The following is a 17,831-nucleotide window of genomic DNA, read 5'->3' as shown; positions in this document are numbered from 1 at the left end:
CGACCTGAGAGGGGCCGCGCCCGGTCAGCGGGAGGGCCCGCGCGTCACGTGCCGGGGATGCCCGCCACGAGGTCGTGGACGTCGGCCCGCAGGCTCTCCAGGTCCTGGCTCATCCCGTCCACCGGCGTGGTGTCGGGCGGCTGCCGCTGCGACAGGCCGACCAGCACCGCGGCGAAGATCCCGAGGATCAGCGCCCCGACGAGCGCCGCCTCGGCGCGCGGCAGCAGCGCGCCCCAGATGCGGGCGAGCTGGCGGCGGGGCGCGCCGCTGCCCGGCGCGAGGCACAGCAGCCCGATCACCGCCATCGCCGTGTAGGCGATCGCCTTGGACGCGGTCATGTTCGGATCGGCGAAGATCAGCACGGCGAGCAGGACCAGCCCGGCGAGGAAGCTGAGCGACGTCCACAGCACGGTCGACATCAGGGCGCCCGGCAGGTGCAGCGGCGTCCGGAACGCGGCCGCAACGGCGTCGCCCGAGCGCGGGCCCCGCCGCGTCTGCCGGCCCTCCATGCCCTTGGCCGCCTTGTCGGCCATCCGCAGGACGAGCACGCCGACGACGGTGACGCCGAGGGCGAGCAGCGGCGCGATGTTGGCGAACCCGAGCAGCGCCACAAGGACGATGAAGCTGAGCACCCGGTACCAGCCGTAGGGCTTGCGCCGCTCCTTGTCGGCACCGGCGGCGCGGTCGGGCCGTGCCTGGTCGGGCCGGGCCTGGTCGGGCCTGGCCTCCGCGGGGCCCCGCTGGAGGGCGCCCGGCGGGGGCTGGGTCGGCGGAGGCGCGTACTGCGGCGGATAGCCGCCCTGGTAGGGCCCCTGGTCGTAGGGCGCGGGCGGCCCGTAGCCGCGCTGCGCGTACTGCTCCCCCGCCTTGAACGGCGCGGGCCCGGGCGGCGGGACGGGCGGCGGCGCGGCGGGCGGCAGCTGCCCGACGAAGTCCTTCGGCTGCGCCGGGACGGGGGCGGGCGACGGGATCGCCGTCCCGCTGGGCGTCGACGACGAAGGCGACCGCGACGGCGGGTCCTGCGACGGCAGCGGCATGGAGAACTGCCGGGAGTGGTCGGCCGCCGGCTCCTCAGGCCGGGACGCGCTCGGCGACGGGTAGTGCCGGTCGACGCGCGTCTGGTCGGTGATCGTGGCCTCGAGGTGGATGCGGCGGGTGAGCTGCACCAGGCTGACGGCCGTCGGGCGCTCGGCCGGGTGCCGCGCCATCGCCGACCGCAGCACGGGCAGCATCGCCTCGGGCACGCCGTCCAGGTCGGGCGTGCCCTGCATGATCTTGTAGAAGATCGACTCGAAGGTGCCGGAGCCGAACGGCGGCCGGCCGGTCGCGGCGTAGGCCAGCGTCCCGGCCCAGGCGTGCACGTCCGACGGCGGGCCCGCGTCCTCGCCCTCGATGATCTCCGGGGCGAGGTAGCCGGGGGTGCCGATGACCATGCCGGTCGCGGTCAGCCGGGTCGCGTCGGCGGCCTGCGCGATGCCGAAGTCGATCACGACGGGCTCGCCGTCCACGAGCATCACGTTGCCGGGCTTCAGGTCGCGGTGCACGATCCCGGCGCCGTGGATCGCCGACAGCGCCGACGCCAGCCCGACGCCCAGCCGCTGGAGCCCCGGCCCGTAGATCGGGCCGGCCTCCTCGACGATCTCCTCCAGCGTCCGGCCGGGCACGTACTGGGTCACGATGTAGGGCTGGTCGGCGGTCACGTCGGCGTCGAGGATCTCGGCGACGTGGGGGCTGTGCACCCTGCGCATCGAGTCGACCTCGCGGGCCAGCCGGCGACGCGCCGTGGCGTCCCCCGCGACCGCGGGCCGCAGCACCTTGATGGCCACGTTGCGCCCCTCGGGGTCGGCGCCGAGGTAGACGACGCCCATGCCCCCTTCCCCCAGGGTCTGCAGGACGCTGTAGTGGCCGATTCGGTCCCCGGACGTGACGGCTCCCTTCATCGTTTCCGAAACCCTACCCTTGCCGATCCCGCGGAGGAGATCCAGCCATCAGGCCGCCACCACCCCGTCGCCCTTGGCCGCGTCGGCCAGCGCGCCGGCGAACCAGCGCGCGGCGGGGCGCTCCGCGGGGTCGCGGCGGAACGCCGCCCGCAGCAGCCCTGCCAGCGGCTCGGGCACCCCGTCGAGGTCGGCCTGGCCGCGCAGGATCCGGAAGCACACCCCGTGCAGCGAGCCGCGCCCGAACGGCGGGCGCCCCGTCGCCGCGTACGCCGCGGTCGACGCCCACGAGAACACGTCCGACGCGGTCGTGGCGCGCTCCCCCTCGATCAGCTCGGGCGCCAGGTAGGCGGGCGTGCCCACGACCATGCCGCGCCTCGTGATCTGCTCCGCGCCGGACTCGTGCGCGATGCCGAAGTCGATCAGCGTCGGCCGGTCGCCGAGGACGATCACGTTGCCGGGCGAGACGTCGCGGTGCAGCACGCCCGCGTCGTGGACGTCCCCGAGCGCCAGCGCCAGCCGCCGCGCGAACCGGACGAGCCGGTCGCCGCGCAGCGGCCCGTACGCCTCGACGAGGTCGTTCAGCGGGCACCCCGGCACGTACTGCATGACCACGTGCGGCCGCTGGGCCGACACCGCGCCGTCCAGCAGCCGGGCGACGTAGGCGCTGCGCACCCGCGCCTGCGCCGACATCTCCCGCGCCAGCCGGCTGATCGCCTCCGGCTCCCCCGTGAGCTCCGGAACGAGCTCCTTGACCGCGACCTCCCGGCCGCCGGCGTCCATGGCCAGGTAGACCACCGCCGTGCTCCCCCGGCCGATCTCGCCGAGCAACCGGTACCCGCCCAGTCGCCTGTGCGTCCCCATGCCCCCTTGGACGCCCGAAAACGCCCCTCTGGTTCCCGCCACGGTTCAGATCACCCTGGACCGGACCTCAGCCGGCCGCGCGGGCAGGCGCGTGGAGCGAGCGCAGCGAGCGCAACGCGCATGCCCGCCGACGCAGGCGACCGCAGCGACGCCGCACAGACCGCAACGGGCACGGCGACCGCAACGGCGGCGTGAGGATCGCCTGCGTCGCAACGGGGGTTCCAGGGGGTCGCCCCCCTGGGAAGACACAGCGCGGGCAGGCGCGTGGAGCGAGCGCAGCGAGCGCAACGCGCATGCCCGCCGAGCCGGGCGACCGCAGCGCCACGCCGCAAACCCGCACGGGCACAACACACCCGCACCGTGGCGTGAGGATCGCCCGGCTCGCAACGGGGGTTCCAGGGGGTCGCCCCCCTGGGCTAGCGCCGCGCTGCCTGGCGGGCGCGGCGTTCTTCGCGGCGGGTCTCGAACTTGGTGGCGGCGGCGTCGAGCTGCTCCAGGAACTCGTTGAGCTCCTCGCGGGCCTTCTCGCCGTCGCCGGTCAGGTCGGTGCGGTCGAAGACGCCCCACTTGCGCAGGACCGGGATGAGCACGTCGTCGTGGTGGAGCCGCAGGTCGTAGATGCCGGCGTTGGCGATGACGACCGACTTGCGCAGGAAGCCGTCGATGCTGTGGCCGGGCATCTGGAACGACGTCACGACGTCGGTGATCGCCCGCATCGTCTCGTTCGGGGCGGCCTCGAGCGCGGCGCCCATCAGGTTCCGGTAGAAGATCATGTGGAGGTTCTCGTCGGCGGCGATGCGGGTCATCATCTGCTCGCAGACGGGCTCGCCGGACGCCTTGCCGGTGTTGCGGTGCGACACGCGGGTCGCGAGCTCCTGGAATGACACGTATGCCGTCCCGTGCAGGAAGGAGTCGCCGTGGTCGGCCTCGTAGCCGGCCTCCATGTGGTGCATGCGGGCGCGCTCCAGCGCGATCGGGTCGACCGCGCGGGTCACGGTGAGGTAGTCGCGCAGGGCGATGCCGTGCCGGTTCTCCTCGGCGGTCCAGCGGTTCACCCACGTGCCCCAGGCGCCGTCGCGGCCGAACACGGTGGCGATGGCGCGGTGGTAGCCGGGGAGGTTGTCCTCGGTGAGGAGGTTGACGATGAGCGACTCGCGGGCCTCGAGGCTCAGCTTCGACTGCTCGAGGGACCACGGCTCGCCGTCCAGCGGCCCGTCGAAGTCGCGTCCCTCGCTCCACGGGACGTACTGGTGCGGGAACCATTCCTTGGCCATCGACAGGTGCCGGTTCAGCTCCTTCTCGACCACGGGCTCAAGGTCGAGCATGAGGCTGGTCTGGAACTTCTCTTCGGGGGTCACGGACATGCGGTTCCTTCGCTTGACGAGAGGTCGTCCTGCAGCCGCCCAGCAGGCCGTTCACAACCTACTCAAGCGTAGGTTCGATCGTCGCGAGTCAGCGCGACCCCCGTCAAGTCACCACCGCGACAAGCGGGGCGCGGGAACTTTTGTAGACCTGCGTGAAACGGTGTGACGTCTCGTCACCGCGTGTCGGCGGCCTGTTGCCACATGCGGTTCACGGCGGCCCTGAGCAGCGGCCTCGGGACGAGCCGCAGCGCCGGGAGCGCCGCCTTGTACTGCATGCCGGGGACGCACAGCGCGCGGCCGGTCGACACCGCCTCCAGGCCCGCCCGCGCCACGTCCTCGCGCCGCAGCCACAGCGCGTTGGCCGGGGCTTCGTCGTCGGTGCGGGTGAATCCGGGGCACAGCGCCGTCACGTGGACGCCCTTCCCCGAGACCTCGGAGTGCAGGCTCTCGGAGAAGGACGCCACGTACGCCTTCGTCGCCCCGTAGGTCGCGCTGCCGGGCGAGGGCGCGAACCCCGCCATCGAGGCGACGTTCAGCACACCGCCCCGGCCGCGCGCGATCATCCCCGGAAGGGCCGCGTGGGTGAGCCGCACCAGCGCGGCCACGTTGAGCTCGATCTGCGCCAGGTGGTCGTCCAGCGGCAGTTCCGCGAACGCTCCAAATGCGCCGTACCCGGCGTTGTTGACCAGCAGTTCGACCGGCTCGGCCCGCAGCCGCCCCTCGACCTCGGCGCGCTGCGCGGGGTCGGTGAGGTCGGCGGCGAGCACCTCCACCGCCACGCGGTACCGCTCGACGAGGTCGCGGGCGAGGCCGTCCAGCAGGTCGCTCCGGCGCGCCACGATCACGAGGTCGGTGCCGCGGCGGGCCAGGAGGCGGGCGAAGCTCTCGCCGATGCCGCTGGACGCCCCCGTCACCAGCGCGGTCCGGTACGCGTGTCGCATGGCGGGAGATGCTATCGGGCGATCTTCGCGCAGCCCCGCAGCACGCCCAAAAAACGCAAATAACGTTTTAGCCCGTCAGCCCGCAAGTTCCGTCGCGCGCGGGTCTTCGGACGTGCGCGCCGGGTCGCCCCCAGCGTACTCGGGCGGCGGCAGCATCGCGGCCGGGTCCTCGCCCGCCGTCCACAACCCCACCATGAACGCGGTTGCCGCCTCCAGGAGCCCGGCCCTTTCCAGGCTTCCGCCGTCCATGGGCACACAGCCCAGGTCGGTCACCAGGCCGCGGACGACGGCGAGGGCGTCCTCGTCGTCGCCGCAGAGGGGGACGCCGAGGGGACGGCCCGCGAACACCGGGGGCGTCATCCGCCACACGCTCTCGTGGCAGGTGTTGAAGGCCTTGACGACCCGCGCGCCGGTCGCGTCGGCGATCCGCCGCGCCGCGGACGGGCCGCCCGCCGTCTTGAGCCGCTCGAACGGCGGCTCCATCGGGTTGGTGCAGTCGATCAGCACCCGCCCCTCCAGCGGCCCCGCCTCGCGCAGGACGTCCTGCACGCCCTCGTGCCAGACGGCGAGGAGCACCGCCTCGCCGAACTCCGCCGCCTCCCGGAGCGTGCCGCCGGCCGCGCCGTGCCCGATCCGGTCGGCCAGCGCCACCGCCTTCGCGGGCGTGCGCGCCCCGATCCGAACCTGGTGCCCCTTGCGCGCCCACTGCGTCGCGAGGGCGTCCGCCATGGCGCCCGCGCCGAGGATTCCGATCCGCATGCCGTCCTCCGTTCGATTACCGTCGGACGGGACGTTAGGTGGTCCGTTTCGCACCATCCGGTGCGTATCGGAAGGGGCAGGATGGCGGGCGATCCCATGGACGAATACGAGCCCTTGAACGTGAGCGAGTTCGCCGCCGACTGCCGTACGCGGCTCGCCCTCGACCTGCTGTCCGGCACCTGGGCGGGCGTCGTGCTGTGGACGCTGCAGCACGGCCCCTTGCGTCCGGGCGAGATGCAGGCACGGATCGGAGGCATCAGCCACAAGGTGCTGACCGGGACGCTGCGCCGCCTCGAACGCGACGGGCTGGTGACCCGGCGCCGCTACGCCGAGGCGCCTCCGCGCGTCGAGTACGAGCTGACCGGGCCGGGGCGCGGCATGCTGGAGCCCCTCGCCGCGCTCGGCCGCTGGACCGAGCGCTACGCCGACGAGGTGGTCGACACGCGGGACCGCGCGCTCAGCGAACGGTGAACGCAGGGGCCCGGTGAACTCAGCGACCGGTGAACCGGGCCTTGCCGGGGCCCTCCTCCATGAAGCTCTTCATCCCGTTCGCCTGGTCCTCCGTGGCGAACAGCGCCGCGAACTGCGTCCGCTCGATCTCCAGCCCGGTGTCGAGGTCGGCCTCGAGGCCGCGGTCGACGGCCTGCTTGGCGGCGCGCAGCGCGATCGCGGGGCCGCCGACGAACGTCGCCGCCCACTCCTTGGCGGCGGTGTAGACGGCGTCGTCCGGGACGACCCGGTCCACCAGGCCCATCGCGAGGGCCTCGTCCGCCGCGACGTGCCGTCCCGAGAAGATCAGGTCCTTGGCCTTCGACGGCCCGATCAGCCGGGACAGCCGCTGCGTGCCGCCCGCGCCCGGGATGATGCCGAGCTGGATCTCCGGCTGCCCCACCTTCGCGCTCTCGCCCGCGACCCGGAAGTCGGCGGTCAGCGCCGTCTCCAGCCCGCCGCCGAGCGCGTACCCGGTGATCGCGGCGATCACCGGCTTCGGGATCGCGGCGAGCGCCTTGGCGAAGTCCTGCAGCAGCCGCGAGTGCCCCGCCGACATCTCGGCGTACGACATCGGAGCCATCTCCTTGATGTCCGCGCCCGCCGCGAACACCCGCTCGCCCCCGTACAGCACGACGGCGCCGACCGCCTCGTCCTGGGTGACCTCCCGGGCCGCGTCGATCAGCTCCCGCTGCATCTGGGCGTTCAGGGCGTTCATCTTCGGACGGTCCAGCCTGATCGTCGCGATCCCGTCCTCGACCTCGACCCGTACGAACTCGCCCACGGCGACCCTCCTAATGAAACCCGATGGCGGACGCCCCGAGCCTAGTAGTGAGGGAGCGGGAAGCGCGGTGACGTCCGAGGCTGCTGGTAGCTTCGGGGACCATGCTCGTCGCCCACGCCACCTGGCATGGCGGTGCGCTCTGCCTGTGGGCCGAACGCACCGGCCCGTACGAGCCCTCCCCGGACGTCCACCCCTTCGCGACCTGCGACTTCACCGGCACGTCCTACGAGCCGCTCCTGCGCACCGCGTTCCCCGTCGAGCTGGCGATGGCACTGCCCACCGCGGGCGACCATCCGCTGCCGTCGGCCGAGCTGGGCCCCGAACCGGTGAGCGGCGAGCCCGAGCTGCGCCCGTGGCGGGTCCCCGCCCTGGTCCTCGCGCCGTTCCCCGCGATGGCGCTGCTGCAGGCGGCCGAGCACGGCGCCGACGTGATCGCGGGCACCGACCTGCGCTTCCTGTGCATGGTCGCCGACGAGGCGGTGCACCTCGCCGGGCGCGGCCACGTCCTGCCCGCCCTGCTGCGCGAGGACGGCGACCTCGTGGCCCGCTGGCGCCCGGTCCTCGACGACCCGGCGCGGTTCCGCGCGCTGGCCCGCGCCATGCCCGCCGCCTGCCGCGCCGCGGACGGCGGGCGCCCCGCCGCCGAGGTCCTGCGCGAGGCGCTGTCCGCCCTGGTCGACACGGCGGTGCGGGGCGTGGTGCCGCATCCGCTGCTGGTGTCGCGGCGCAAGGAGCCCGACCGGCTGCCGCTCGCCGAGCGCTGGGTGATGGCGCTCACCGGCCCGTCCGCCGAGGTCGCCCGCGAACCCCGCGACGACCCCGACGACCTGATCGCCGAGCTGGAGGCGTGGGCCGCCGCAGCGCGCCGCCCGTCCGGCCCGCTGCGGGCCTGCTTCCGCCTCGCCGAACCGGGCGCCGAGGAGTTCGAGGAGGACGCCGAACCCCGCGAGGGCGACACGTGGCGGGTGGAGTTCGCCCTCCAGGGCACCGACGACCCGAGCCTCTACGTCCCCGCCGCGATGGTCTGGGAGGGGGAGGCCACCTCGATCCCGCAGGCGGAGGAGACGCTCCTCGCCGGCCTCGGCCGCGCTCTGCGCCTCTACCCGGAGCTGGCGCCCGCCCTCGACGGCCCCACCCCGGCCGAGCTCCTGCTCGACACGGCGGGCGCGTTCCGCTTCCTCCGCCAGGCGGCCCCAATGCTCGCCGCCGCGGGCTTCGGCGTCCTGCTCCCCCAGTGGGCGGGCAAGGCGAAGCTCGGCATGAAGCTCACCACCCGCAACGAGGACCCGGAGGCGTCCTCAGGGTCGGCAGCTCCCTCGGGCTTCGACCTGAAATCGATGGTCGACTTCCGCTGGGACCTCGCCATCGGCGACGAGAGCATCGACGAGGCCGAACTGGAGGAGCTGGCCCGGCTGAAGACGCCGCTCGTCCGGCTGCGCGGCCAGTGGGTGGAGCTTGACGAGCGGCAGCTGGAGGCGGCCCTCGACTTCCTGCGCCACCCGCGCCGCGGCCGCATGACCGCCGCCGAGGCGATCCGCGCGATCGTCCACGCCGGCGACGACGTCCTCCCCCTCACCGAGGTCGACGCGGCAGGCTCACTGGGCGACCTCCTCTCCGGCGAAGCCGACCGCCGCCTCACCCCCATGCGCACCCCCGACGACCTGGACGCCGAGCTGCGCCCCTACCAGGAGCGCGGGCTCGCCTGGCTGACGTTCATGAACGATCTCGGCCTCGGCGCCCTTCTCGCGGACGACATGGGGCTCGGGAAGACGATTTCGGTGCTCTCGCTGCTAATTCACGAACGAAATGACGGCGCAACCCCGCCGCCGACACTCGCGATCGTTCCCATGTCGCTGGTGGGGAACTGGCAGCGGGAGGCGGCTCGGTTCACGCCCAAGCTGCGGGTGTACGTCCACCATGGCACGGGGCGGCACCGGGGTGAGGACCTCGCCGCCGCGGTGGCGGGCGCCGACCTGGTGCTCACCACGTACGGGACGGCGGCGCGCGACGCGGAGATGCTCGCCGCGATCGCGTGGGAGCGGGTCATCTGCGACGAGGCGCAGGCGCTCAAGAACAGCGGGACGCGGCAGGCCAGGGCGGTGCGGAGCATCCCGGCGCGCAGCCGGATCGCGCTCACCGGCACGCCGGTGGAGAACCACCTGACCGAACTGTGGTCGATCATGGAGTTCGCTAACCCGGGGCTGCTGGGGCCGCGCGCCGAGTTCCGGCGGCGGTTCGCGATCCCGATCGAGCGGGAGGGCGACGAGCAGGCGGCGCTGGCGCTCAGGCGGGCGACGCAGCCGTTCGTCCTGCGGCGCCTCAAGACCGACAGGTCGATCATCACGGACCTGCCGGAGAAGCAGGAGATCAAGGTCTACTGCAACCTGACGACCGAGCAGGCGTCGCTCTACCGGGCCACCGTCGACGACATGCTCCAGCAGATCGCCGAGGCGGAGGAGGCCAAGCGGCGCGGGCTGGTGCTCGCGACGATGGCCAAGCTCAAGCAGGTCTGCAACCATCCGGCGCAGCTGCTCAAGGACGGCTCGCGCCTGCCCGGCAGGTCGGGCAAGCTCGAACGGCTGGAGGAGATCTGCGCCGAGGTGCTGGAGCAGGGCGAGAAGGCCCTCGTGTTCACCCAGTACGCCGAGTTCGGGTCGATGCTCCAGCCCTACCTGGCGGCGCGGCTCGAACGCCCGGTGCTGTGGCTGCACGGCGGGACGTCCAAGCAGGCGCGCGACGACCTCGTCCAGCGCTTCCAGGAGGACGCCGAGCCCGCCGTCTTCCTGCTGTCCCTCAAGGCCGCCGGGACGGGCCTGACGCTGACCGCCGCCAACCACGTCGTGCACGTCGACCGATGGTGGAACCCGGCCGTCGAGGACCAGGCCACCGACCGGGCGTTCCGCATCGGGCAGACCCGCAACGTCCAGGTCCGCAAGTTCATCTGCGTCGGGACGATGGAGGAGCGCGTCGACGAGATGATCGAACGAAAGAAGGCCCTGGCCGAGTCGATCGTCGGCACCGGCGAGGACTGGCTGACCGAGCTGTCGGTCGCCGAGCTGCGCGACGTCCTGCGGCTGTCGCCGGAGGCGGTGAGCGACTGATGGACGAGCGGCCGGACGACGGGGGGATCAGGGCGCGCACCAGGCGGGGGTCGATCGGGGCGCGGTGGTGGTCGCGTCGCTTCATCGACCTGGTGGAGTCGTTCGCCGACGCCGGCCGGCTCCAGCGGGGCCGCACGTACGCCCGCAAGGGCAACGTGTTCGACCTGCGGGTGGAGGCGTACGAGGTGACCGCGAAGGTGCGGGGCTCGGCGCCGGAGCCGTACGAGGTGGCGCTCGGCATCGAGGCGATCGACGAGGACGGCTGGCGGGCGGTGGAGGCCGAGCTGGCGTCGCGCGCGCTCTTCCGGGCCCGGCTGCTGGCCGGGGAGATGCCGCCCGAGATCGAGTGGGTGTTCGCCGAGCTGGGGCTGGCGCTGTTCCCGGGCGCGGCGTCCGACCTGCACCTGATGTGCGACTGCCCCGACTGGGGCGACCCGTGCAAGCACGCGGCCGCCGTCCTGTACCTGCTGGCCGAGGCGTTCGACGACGACCCGTTCCTCATCCTCCAGTGGAACGGCCGGCGGCGCGACCAGCTGCTCGGCGCGCTCCGCCGCGCCACCGCGACCGAGCCCGACCCGCTGGAGATGGAGGACGAGCCGCTCACCGCCGCCGGGTTCTGGACGCCGCCGTCCGGCCTGGCCCGGCTCCGCGAGCGCCCGCCCGCGCCGCCGGTCCCGCCGGGGTTCGTGCTCCAGGTCGCCACTCCCCCGCCGGTCCGCGTCCGCCGCCGCGCGCTGCCGGACGTCCTGGCCCCCGCCTACGAGGCGCTCGCCGCGCAGGACGACGACTGATCCGAGGGCTCCGCCGGGCCACGGATGATCTTACGGAGTGCGAACGCCGGCGCGGCTCGGCCGCCTACCGGCGGGTTCGCTCCGTAGCCTCCTGCCATGCGGGCGCTCCGGGGAGGGCCGGGACCCGCACCTCATGGGGGGGAGTTACGAGGGATGAGCGGAATCGTCGTGGAGGCGCGGGGGCTGCGCGTCCGCTGCGGCGCCCGGACGGTCGGGGACTTCTCGTTCGCGGTGCCGGAGGGCGAGGTCTACGCGCTGCTCGGCCACCAGGGCTCGGGCAAGACCCCGCTGCTGGAGGCGCTCGCGGGACTCCGCCGCCCCTGCCGCGGCACGGTGCGGATCCTCGGCGCCGACCCGTACGCGGCGCGGGAGGGCCTGCGGATCGGCACGGTGTGGCGGGACGAGGGGCTGTTCCCCGGCCTCACCGTCTCGGAGATCGTCGAAGGCCGGCACCGCTGGACGCTGGACCCGCTGACGGCGGAGGAGGCGCTCGCGCTGACCGGCCTGGAGAGGGCCGCGGGGGTGCGGTTCGAGCGGCTGACGCCCGGGCAGCGGCGGCGGCTCGACCTGTCGCTGGCGCTGCTGGACCGCTCGGACGTGCTGTTCCTGGACGAGCCCACGTCCGGCCTCGACAGTGGAACGATCCACCAGATCTGGGCGACGCTGCGCCGGATCGCCGCCGCCGGCACGACCGTCCTCCTCACCACGCGCGACGCCGCCGAGGCCCGCCGAGCCGACCGCATCGGCGTCGTCGACCGGGCCCGAAACGTGCAACCGACGGCCGACGCGGGCCCCACCGGCATGATCCCGACCCGCAGACCGCCCACCGCCACCCGCTTCTGGCCCCCGATGACCACTGCCCACCCCCCGACCTCCAAGGCCGTGTAGCCCTCAGAGGGGGAGGCGGGCGCGGACGGTGAAGCCGCCGTTGGGGGCGGGGCCGGCGTCCAGGGTGCCGCCGAGGGTCTCGGCGCGGTCCCGCATGCCGCGGATGCCGCTGCCGTCGGCCGACGGCGGGCTCGATCCGGGCGTTCCGTCGTCCTCGACGCTGAGGACGACGTGGTCGGCGCCGTAGCGGATGCGGACGGCGGCCGAGGTCGCGCCGGAGTGCCGGGTCACGTTCGTGAGCGCCTCCTGGACGATCCGGAACGCGGCGAGATCGGCCTCGGCGGGCAGCGGGCGCGGCTCCCCCTCGACCTCGGTGCGGATCTTGACGCCGGCGGCGGTGATGCCGCGGGTCAGCTCGTCCAGCCGGGCGAGGCCGGGGGCGGGCGTGACCGGGGCGGCCTCGTCGACCTGCCGCAGCACGCCGAGGGTGGCGCGCATCTCCCGCAGCACGTCCTTGCTGGCCTGCTTGATCGCGGTGAGCGCGTCCTCGGCGCGCTCCGGCTCGCGGCGCAGGCCGTGCAGCGCGGCGGTGGCCTGCACGTTGATGAGCGAGATGTTGTGGCCGAGGACGTCGTGCAGCTCGCGGGCGATGCGCAGCCGCTCCTCGATGGCGCGGCGGCGGGCCTCGGCCTCGCGGCCGCGCTCGGCGACCCGGGCGCGCTCCTCCGCCTCGCGCAGGTAGGCGCGCCGGTTGCGGACGACGCCGCCGATGGCGACGACCGCGACGAACCAGCCGATGAGCAGGAAGCCGGCCGCGTCGGCGAGGTGGTTGACGTCGTCGCGGGCGTCGGCGGTGACGGTCGCGCCGACCGAGATCCCCGCGAGCACGACGGCCGCGGTGAGGTACCCCTCGGACGCCGCCGTGTAGAGCGCGACGACGAACGTGAGCACCGCCGGGCCGTCCGGCTCGGTGACCGGGTAGTAGACGGCGCAGGCGACGAGCGTGACGGCGGCGACCGCGACCGGACGTCTCCGGCGGAAGTACAGCGCGCCGCACGCGACCGCCAGCAGCGCCCAGCTGTAGAGGGGCATCCGCGTGGGCGGGCCCATGTTGACCGACACGAGGGTCATCGCGGCCAGGACCGCGAAGAAGCCGCCGGCCAGCGCGGCGTCCGCGGTGCGCCCGGTCGGCAGCCAGGGCAGCGGCCGCGCGCGCCGGTTAGCAAGTCGCACATGTCCATCCTGCCAGGATCCGCCCGCTTGCATGTCTGCGATCATATGTAGTACTTCTACTATCAACGGATGCAGTCCTATGGCGAACTGTTCTAGGACCCGTACAGAGGGGGTCGTGATCCGCAAGACTGGCCCGGTGTCCGCCGAGAAGGAGACCGTCTACAACCGGATCCCGGTGCTGAGGGCGGAGCGCGGCGTCTCCCGCCGCGACCTCGCCGCCGCGCTGGGCGTCCACTACCAGACGGTCGGTTACCTGGAACGGGGCGAGTACAGCCCCAGCCTCCACCTCGCCCTGCGCATCGCCGAGTACTTCGAGGTGCCGGTCGAGGTCGTCTTCTCCCTGAAGCCGTTCCCGAGGATCGGAGACACGTGATGACGAACCGCACCGCCGGATGGGTGGAGCGGTCCCGCCGCAAGCGCGCGGACCGCCTCGCCTGCCTCGACGAGGATCTGGAGCGGCGGCTGCCCGCCCGTTACGCGCGTCGCCGCCCCCGCCGGATCCTGGCCGGGACGGGCGCGGTCATGCTGGGCCTGTTCTGGGTGGACGCCGCGGTGTCCTGGGTGCTGGCCCCGAGCGACACCGCGATGATCGTGAACTTCGTGATCCTGGGCGTCCTGGTGGTGGGCGGGGTGCCGCTGGCCGGCCAGTTGATCGCGGTGACCCGCGGGCTGACCGCCAAGCGGGAACGGGAGCTGGACGAGCGGCAGCTCGCGGCGCGGCTCCGCGTGTTCGCGACCTCCCACCGGGCCACCACGCTGGTGCTGGCCGCCGTGCTGGCGGTGACGATGATCGCCGACCGGGGCGGCCGCGAGTCGCAGATCCCCGGCGCCGCGCTCTTCCTGATCCTGTTCGCGCTGCTGGCGACGCACGCGCTGCTCCCCCTCGTCGTGGCGGCCTGGCAGACGCCGGATCCGCCGCCCGCCGACGACGAGGGGGAGGACGGCTAGCGCAGGTCGCCGTTCGTCATGCCCTGCGGCGCGGGCGGCAGCGCGACGAGGCCCATCTCGGTCCGGCCGGGCAGCAGCGGGTGGTTCGGCACCACCCGGACGCTGTAGCCGAAGGCGCCGCTGCGTCCGAGCGGGACCTCACCGGTGTAGCGGCGCCGCCCGTTCTCCGCCGGGCCGCCGTCCGCCAGCTCCAGGTAGGACGGCTCGACGAGGGCGTCGGCGTCGTCCACCCGGCCGTAGGCGACCTCGACGGCGACGTCCTCGGGGGCGAGCCCGCCGAGGTCCGCCACGACGCGGACCGTCAGCCGCGCGCCGACCTGCGGGCTCTCCTCCCCGGTGGACTCGACGTGCTCGACGGCGACCCGCGGCCACGCGTCGCGGACCCGCCGCTTCCAGGCCGCCAGCTCGCGGGCGCCCGCGAACTTGTCGGCGACCATGGAGCGCTCCGCCACGGCGGCCGGGGTGTACAGGTCGTCGACGTAGTCGCGCAGCATCCGGGACGCGAGGACCTTCGGGCCGACGGTGGCGATGGTGTGCTTGACCATCTCCAGCCAGCGGCGCGGCATCCCGGCCGAGTCCCGGTCGTAGAACGTGACGGACACGTGGTCCTCGATCAGCTCGTACAGGGCGGCGGCCTCCAGCTCGTCCCGCCGGTCGGGGGTGGCGAGGCCGTCGGCGGAGGGGATCGCCCAGCCGTTCTGGCCGTCGTACCACTCGTCCCACCAGCCGTCGCGGATCGACAGGTTCAGCCCGCCGTTCAGCGCCGCCTTCATCCCGGACGTGCCGCACGCCTCCAGCGGGCGCAGCGGGTTGTTCATCCACACGTCGCAGCCCTGCACCATGAGCTGCCCGAGCGCCATGTCGTAGTCGGGCAGGAACACGATCCGGTGCCGGGCGGCCTCGGACCCGGTGAACCGCACGATCTCCTGGATGAGCCGCTTGCCGCCCTCGTCGGCGGGGTGGGCCTTCCCGGCGATGACGATCTGCACGGGCCGGTCGGGGTCCAGCAGGATCGAGCGGAGCCGGTCGGGGTCGCTCATCATCAGCGTGAGCCGCTTGTAGGACGGGACGCGCCGCGCGAACCCGATCGTCAGGACGTCGGGGTCGAGGGCGTCGTCGATCCAGGACGTCTCGGCCTCGCTGGCGCCGCGCTGGCGCCACGACTCGCGCAGCCGGCGGCGCGCGTCCATCACGAGGCGGCGCCGCAGCAGGTTCCGCATGCGCCAGACCTCCGGCTCGGGGACGTCCCGGACGGCTTCCCAGCCGCGCCCGGACTCCATCACCGCGGGCAGCTCCCGCGCGGTGAACTCGAGCACCTCGCGGGCGACCCAGGTGCCCGCGTGCACGCCGTTGGTGATGGACCCGATGGGGACCTCGGCGGTGTCGAACCCGCCCCACAGCCCGCCGAACATCTCCCGGCTGACCTCGCCGTGGAGCCTGCTGACACCGTTGACGCGCTGCGCCAGCCGCATCCCCATCACGGCCATGTTGAACACGGTGCGGTCGCCGCCGGGGTAGTCCTCGGCGCCGAGCGCGAGGATCCGGTCGACGGGGACCTGCTCCTCCTCGTTCGAGCCGCCGAAGTAGCGGGAGATGAGGTCGCGGGGGAACCGGTCGATGCCGGCCGGGACGGGCGTGTGGGTGGTGAACACCGTGCCCGCGCGGGTCGCCTCCAGCGCCTCGTCGAAGCTCAGCCCCTCCTCCTTGGCGAGCTCGCGGATGCGCTCCAGGCCGAGGAACCCCGCGTGGCCCTCGTTGGTGTGGAACACCTCCGGCGCCGGGTGCCCGGTGATGCGGCAGTACGCGCGGATCGCCCGCACGCCGCCGATGCCGAGCAGCATCTCCTGGAGCAGCCGGTGGTCGCCGCCTCCGCCGTACAGCCGGTCGGTGACGTCGCGCGCCGCCTGGTCGTTCTCCTCCACGTCGGAGTCGAGGAGCAGTTGCGGGACGCGGCCGACCCGCGCGATCCAGACCTGCGCGTGCAGGCCGCCGCCCTTGGGGAGGCCGATGACGACGCGCACCGGCGTTCCGTCCCGCTCGCGGAGGAGCGTGAGGGGCAGCCCGTTGGGGTCGATCGGGGGGTAGCGCTCAAGCTGCCAGCCGTCCGGCGACAGCGACTGGGAGAAGTAGCCGTGCCGGTAGAGGAGTCCGACCCCGACGATGGGGACGCCGAGGTCGCTCGCGGTCTTCAGGTGGTCGCCGGCGAGGATGCCGAGGCCCCCGGAGTACTGCGGCAGCGCGGCGGTGATCCCGTACTCGGGCGAGAAGTAGGCGATGCTCACCGGTGAGTCCCCGGGCCGCGACTGGTACCAGCGCGGCGCCGTCAGGTACTCGTGCAGGTCTTCGGCGGTGTCCTGGAGGCGCCGCAGGAACCGCCGGTCCTCCGCCAGCCGCGCGAGCCGCTCGGGGGCGACCTCGCCGAGCAGCCGGACGGGATCGTGGTGGACGGCCTTCCAGAGCGCCGGGTCCACGTCGCGGAAGAGGTCGAGCGTCTCGTGGTGCCACGACCAGCGCAGGTTGAGGACCAGCTCCTCGAGCTGCCTGAGGGGCTCGGGAAGGACGGTGCGTACCGTGAAACGTCGGATTGCCTTCACGCAACGCCACGCTATGCGCTTCGGGGGCATGGACGCGACGGCGGGGACCACACCCTCACCTTCCGGATCGGTCGTCCCGGCGATGGCAGGAGTCCCCGGAGCCCCACGGCCACAGGGGTTCGCGCCCTGCCGCGGCCGCTCGTCGCCGGCGCGGGGCCTCGCGGCCCGGCCCACCGTTTGCCCAAACTCGACCTTCCCCAGACCGGTTCCCCACTGGCCGAGGTCGGCCAGTGGCGATCACACCAGGTCATCGCACCGTCAAAGCCGCAGACCACTACATGCTCCGCGCGCCGTCGCGGGGCGGAAGAAGGAGAGCCGGTGCGCACCGACCATCGCGGTGTCCGGCGGGCCCTGGCGCCCGCGCTGACCGTTGTCCTGGCGCTTGCGCTCACGTCGTGCGGGAACCTCGTCGCGTCCCCGGACGTGCCGCCGAGCCCGTTCCCCAGTGCGAAGCGTCCGCTGCTGCACCGGCAGGCGACGGCGGTCCGGACCGCCGTCGACGGCCTGGCGGGCGTCGTCCCGGCCGAGGGGCGCACGGCCCGGACGGTGCTCCGCGACCACGACCACCAGTGCCGCTTCCACGATCCGGACGACCCGGAGCGCGCGCCCGCCGAACTCAACTGGGAGTACGCGGTGCGCCTGGAATACCGCGGGCCGGACGGGGCGGCCGCAAGGGACGCCGCGGTCAAGGAGCGGCTCCGGGGGGACGGCTGGGCCCTCGGCGACGACGCCGGCAAGCTCATCGCCGTCCGGCGGGGCATGTACCTGGAGATCCTGCTCAGCGGCACCACCGGCGACGGGACGCTGGTGATCGGCGGGTTCAGCAGGTGCGTGGACGCCGCCGGCAAGGTCACGTCGGCGGACCCGCCGATCTCTCCGACCGCGCGGTCCACCCGGTGAGCGCCTTACGCGACCGCAACCCTGCGCGGTTGATGCGTCGCACAAAGTTGTCGAAAAAATCAGGACGCTAAAGGCCCCTTCCCGGGCAGGAGACGTTTCGGAAGTCTCGCACGGGTAGGAGATGGCACATGCACGTCGAGTCCGGAACGTCCAGCATGCCCGGCATTCCGAGGCTTGGTCGCATTCCGATCGTGAACGTCGAACCGGTGGTGGGGTGCGGCCGGTGGCCGGCGAAGGCGGTGGCGGGTGAGACGGTCGAGGTGTCGGCGACGGTGTTCCGTGAGGGGCACGAGCGGTT

16 protein-coding genes are annotated in these 17,831 nt (G+C 73.6%); 8 read left to right on the top strand and 8 right to left on the bottom strand.

Annotation, left to right across the window (positions count from 1 at the left end; translation table 11 throughout):
- Positions 1 to 44 precede the first annotated feature (44 nt).
- The 5 genes from ABWI07_RS36020 to ABWI07_RS36000 form a co-directional block, all read right to left on the bottom strand.
- The gene (locus ABWI07_RS36020) at positions 45 to 1,940 is read right to left on the bottom strand and encodes a serine/threonine-protein kinase (protein ID WP_353821303.1); all 1,896 of its coding nucleotides are present in this window, start codon (positions 1,938 to 1,940) and stop codon (positions 45 to 47) included.
- A gap of 48 nt (positions 1,941 to 1,988) precedes the next feature.
- Positions 1,989 to 2,801 (bottom strand): serine/threonine-protein kinase, encoded by an 813-nt coding sequence (locus tag ABWI07_RS36015; RefSeq protein WP_149257913.1) that lies wholly within the window; start codon positions 2,799 to 2,801, stop codon positions 1,989 to 1,991.
- Between the two features lie 416 nt (positions 2,802 to 3,217).
- Complete coding sequence (locus ABWI07_RS36010; RefSeq protein ID WP_149257914.1) at positions 3,218 to 4,165, bottom strand: acyl-ACP desaturase; 948 nt, start codon at positions 4,163 to 4,165, stop codon at positions 3,218 to 3,220.
- A 173-nt stretch (positions 4,166 to 4,338) separates the two neighbouring features.
- Positions 4,339 to 5,106 carry an SDR family NAD(P)-dependent oxidoreductase gene (locus ABWI07_RS36005; RefSeq protein WP_353821302.1) on the bottom strand — a complete coding sequence of 256 codons (768 nt, stop codon included), beginning with the start codon at positions 5,104 to 5,106 and terminating at the stop codon, positions 4,339 to 4,341.
- A 75-nt stretch (positions 5,107 to 5,181) separates the two neighbouring features.
- On the bottom strand, positions 5,182 to 5,865 hold the full coding sequence (locus ABWI07_RS36000) for an NADPH-dependent F420 reductase (protein ID WP_353821301.1): 684 nt from the start codon (positions 5,863 to 5,865) through the stop codon (positions 5,182 to 5,184).
- A gap of 96 nt (positions 5,866 to 5,961) precedes the next feature.
- Between ABWI07_RS36000 and ABWI07_RS35995 the strand changes: the two genes are divergently transcribed.
- On the top strand, positions 5,962 to 6,336 hold the full coding sequence (locus ABWI07_RS35995) for a winged helix-turn-helix transcriptional regulator (RefSeq protein WP_353821300.1): 375 nt from the start codon (positions 5,962 to 5,964) through the stop codon (positions 6,334 to 6,336).
- Positions 6,337 to 6,355: 19 nt separating this feature from the next.
- Here the strand turns inward: ABWI07_RS35995 and ABWI07_RS35990 are convergent, their stop codons facing one another.
- The gene (locus ABWI07_RS35990) at positions 6,356 to 7,138 is read right to left on the bottom strand and encodes an enoyl-CoA hydratase/isomerase family protein (protein ID WP_149257917.1); all 783 of its coding nucleotides are present in this window, start codon (positions 7,136 to 7,138) and stop codon (positions 6,356 to 6,358) included.
- Positions 7,139 to 7,239: 101 nt separating this feature from the next.
- Here ABWI07_RS35990 and ABWI07_RS35985 point away from each other — a divergent pair, with 101 nt between their 5' ends.
- From ABWI07_RS35985 to ABWI07_RS35975, 3 genes are all read left to right on the top strand, one after another.
- The gene (locus tag ABWI07_RS35985) at positions 7,240 to 10,239 is read left to right on the top strand and encodes a DEAD/DEAH box helicase (RefSeq protein WP_353821299.1); all 3,000 of its coding nucleotides are present in this window, start codon (positions 7,240 to 7,242) and stop codon (positions 10,237 to 10,239) included.
- Positions 10,239 to 11,030, top strand: a complete 792-nt coding sequence (locus ABWI07_RS35980) for an SWIM zinc finger family protein (RefSeq protein WP_149257919.1) — start codon at positions 10,239 to 10,241, stop codon at positions 11,028 to 11,030. Before ABWI07_RS35985 ends, ABWI07_RS35980 begins: the two co-directional genes overlap by 1 nt.
- Before the next feature lie 153 nt (positions 11,031 to 11,183).
- Positions 11,184 to 11,918, top strand: a complete 735-nt coding sequence (locus ABWI07_RS35975) for an ATP-binding cassette domain-containing protein (RefSeq protein ID WP_149257920.1) — start codon at positions 11,184 to 11,186, stop codon at positions 11,916 to 11,918.
- Between the two features lie 3 nt (positions 11,919 to 11,921).
- Here ABWI07_RS35975 and ABWI07_RS35970 read toward each other — a convergent pair whose 3' ends face one another.
- Positions 11,922 to 13,091, bottom strand: coding sequence for a sensor histidine kinase (locus ABWI07_RS35970; RefSeq protein WP_353821298.1), 1,170 nt, complete (start codon positions 13,089 to 13,091; stop codon positions 11,922 to 11,924).
- A gap of 115 nt (positions 13,092 to 13,206) precedes the next feature.
- Here ABWI07_RS35970 and ABWI07_RS35965 point away from each other — a divergent pair, with 115 nt between their 5' ends.
- Positions 13,207 to 13,464: a helix-turn-helix transcriptional regulator gene (locus tag ABWI07_RS35965; protein WP_235036618.1), complete on the top strand. Its 258-nt coding sequence runs from the start codon at positions 13,207 to 13,209 to the stop codon at positions 13,462 to 13,464.
- Complete coding sequence (locus tag ABWI07_RS35960) at positions 13,464 to 14,039, top strand: hypothetical protein (protein WP_353821297.1); 576 nt, start codon at positions 13,464 to 13,466, stop codon at positions 14,037 to 14,039. The genes ABWI07_RS35965 and ABWI07_RS35960 overlap by 1 nt, the downstream gene beginning before the upstream one ends.
- Here ABWI07_RS35960 and glgP read toward each other — a convergent pair.
- Positions 14,036 to 16,633 carry an alpha-glucan family phosphorylase gene (gene glgP / locus ABWI07_RS35955; RefSeq protein WP_353821296.1) on the bottom strand — a complete coding sequence of 866 codons (2,598 nt, stop codon included), beginning with the start codon at positions 16,631 to 16,633 and terminating at the stop codon, positions 14,036 to 14,038. The genes ABWI07_RS35960 and glgP overlap by 4 nt on opposite strands.
- Positions 16,634 to 16,951: 318 nt before the next feature.
- Here glgP and ABWI07_RS35950 point away from each other — a divergent pair, with 318 nt between their 5' ends.
- Positions 16,952 to 17,533, top strand: a complete 582-nt coding sequence (locus tag ABWI07_RS35950; RefSeq protein ID WP_353821295.1) for a hypothetical protein — start codon at positions 16,952 to 16,954, stop codon at positions 17,531 to 17,533.
- A gap of 128 nt (positions 17,534 to 17,661) precedes the next feature.
- A partial coding sequence (locus tag ABWI07_RS35945; RefSeq protein ID WP_353821330.1) for a maltotransferase domain-containing protein occupies positions 17,662 to 17,831 on the top strand: 170 nt, incomplete at its 3' end.

This window comes from Actinomadura sp. NPDC000600 (genome assembly GCF_040492135.1).
GTDB lineage: Bacteria > Actinomycetota > Actinomycetes > Streptosporangiales > Streptosporangiaceae > Spirillospora.
Note: the sequence above shows the minus strand (reverse complement) of the source record. Positions and strands in the feature narration are given on the sequence as shown.

What these genes read in the sequence shown, in the direction of transcription:
- ABWI07_RS36020 (WP_353821303.1), bottom strand. Translation starts at nt 1,940, where the DNA reads ATGAAGGGAGCCGTCACGTCCGGGGACCGAATCGGCCACTACAGCGTC.
- ABWI07_RS36015 (WP_149257913.1), bottom strand. Translation starts at nt 2,801, where the DNA reads ATGGGGACGCACAGGCGACTGGGCGGGTACCGGTTGCTCGGCGAGATC.
- ABWI07_RS36010 (WP_149257914.1), bottom strand. Translation starts at nt 4,165, where the DNA reads ATGTCCGTGACCCCCGAAGAGAAGTTCCAGACCAGCCTCATGCTCGAC.
- ABWI07_RS36005 (WP_353821302.1), bottom strand. Translation starts at nt 5,106, where the DNA reads ATGCGACACGCGTACCGGACCGCGCTGGTGACGGGGGCGTCCAGCGGC.
- ABWI07_RS36000 (WP_353821301.1), bottom strand. Translation starts at nt 5,865, where the DNA reads ATGCGGATCGGAATCCTCGGCGCGGGCGCCATGGCGGACGCCCTCGCG.
- ABWI07_RS35995 (WP_353821300.1), top strand. Translation starts at nt 5,962, where the DNA reads ATGGACGAATACGAGCCCTTGAACGTGAGCGAGTTCGCCGCCGACTGC.
- ABWI07_RS35985 (WP_353821299.1), top strand. Translation starts at nt 7,240, where the DNA reads ATGCTCGTCGCCCACGCCACCTGGCATGGCGGTGCGCTCTGCCTGTGG.
- ABWI07_RS35980 (WP_149257919.1), top strand. Translation starts at nt 10,239, where the DNA reads ATGGACGAGCGGCCGGACGACGGGGGGATCAGGGCGCGCACCAGGCGG.
- ABWI07_RS35975 (WP_149257920.1), top strand. Translation starts at nt 11,184, where the DNA reads ATGAGCGGAATCGTCGTGGAGGCGCGGGGGCTGCGCGTCCGCTGCGGC.
- ABWI07_RS35960 (WP_353821297.1), top strand. Translation starts at nt 13,464, where the DNA reads ATGACGAACCGCACCGCCGGATGGGTGGAGCGGTCCCGCCGCAAGCGC.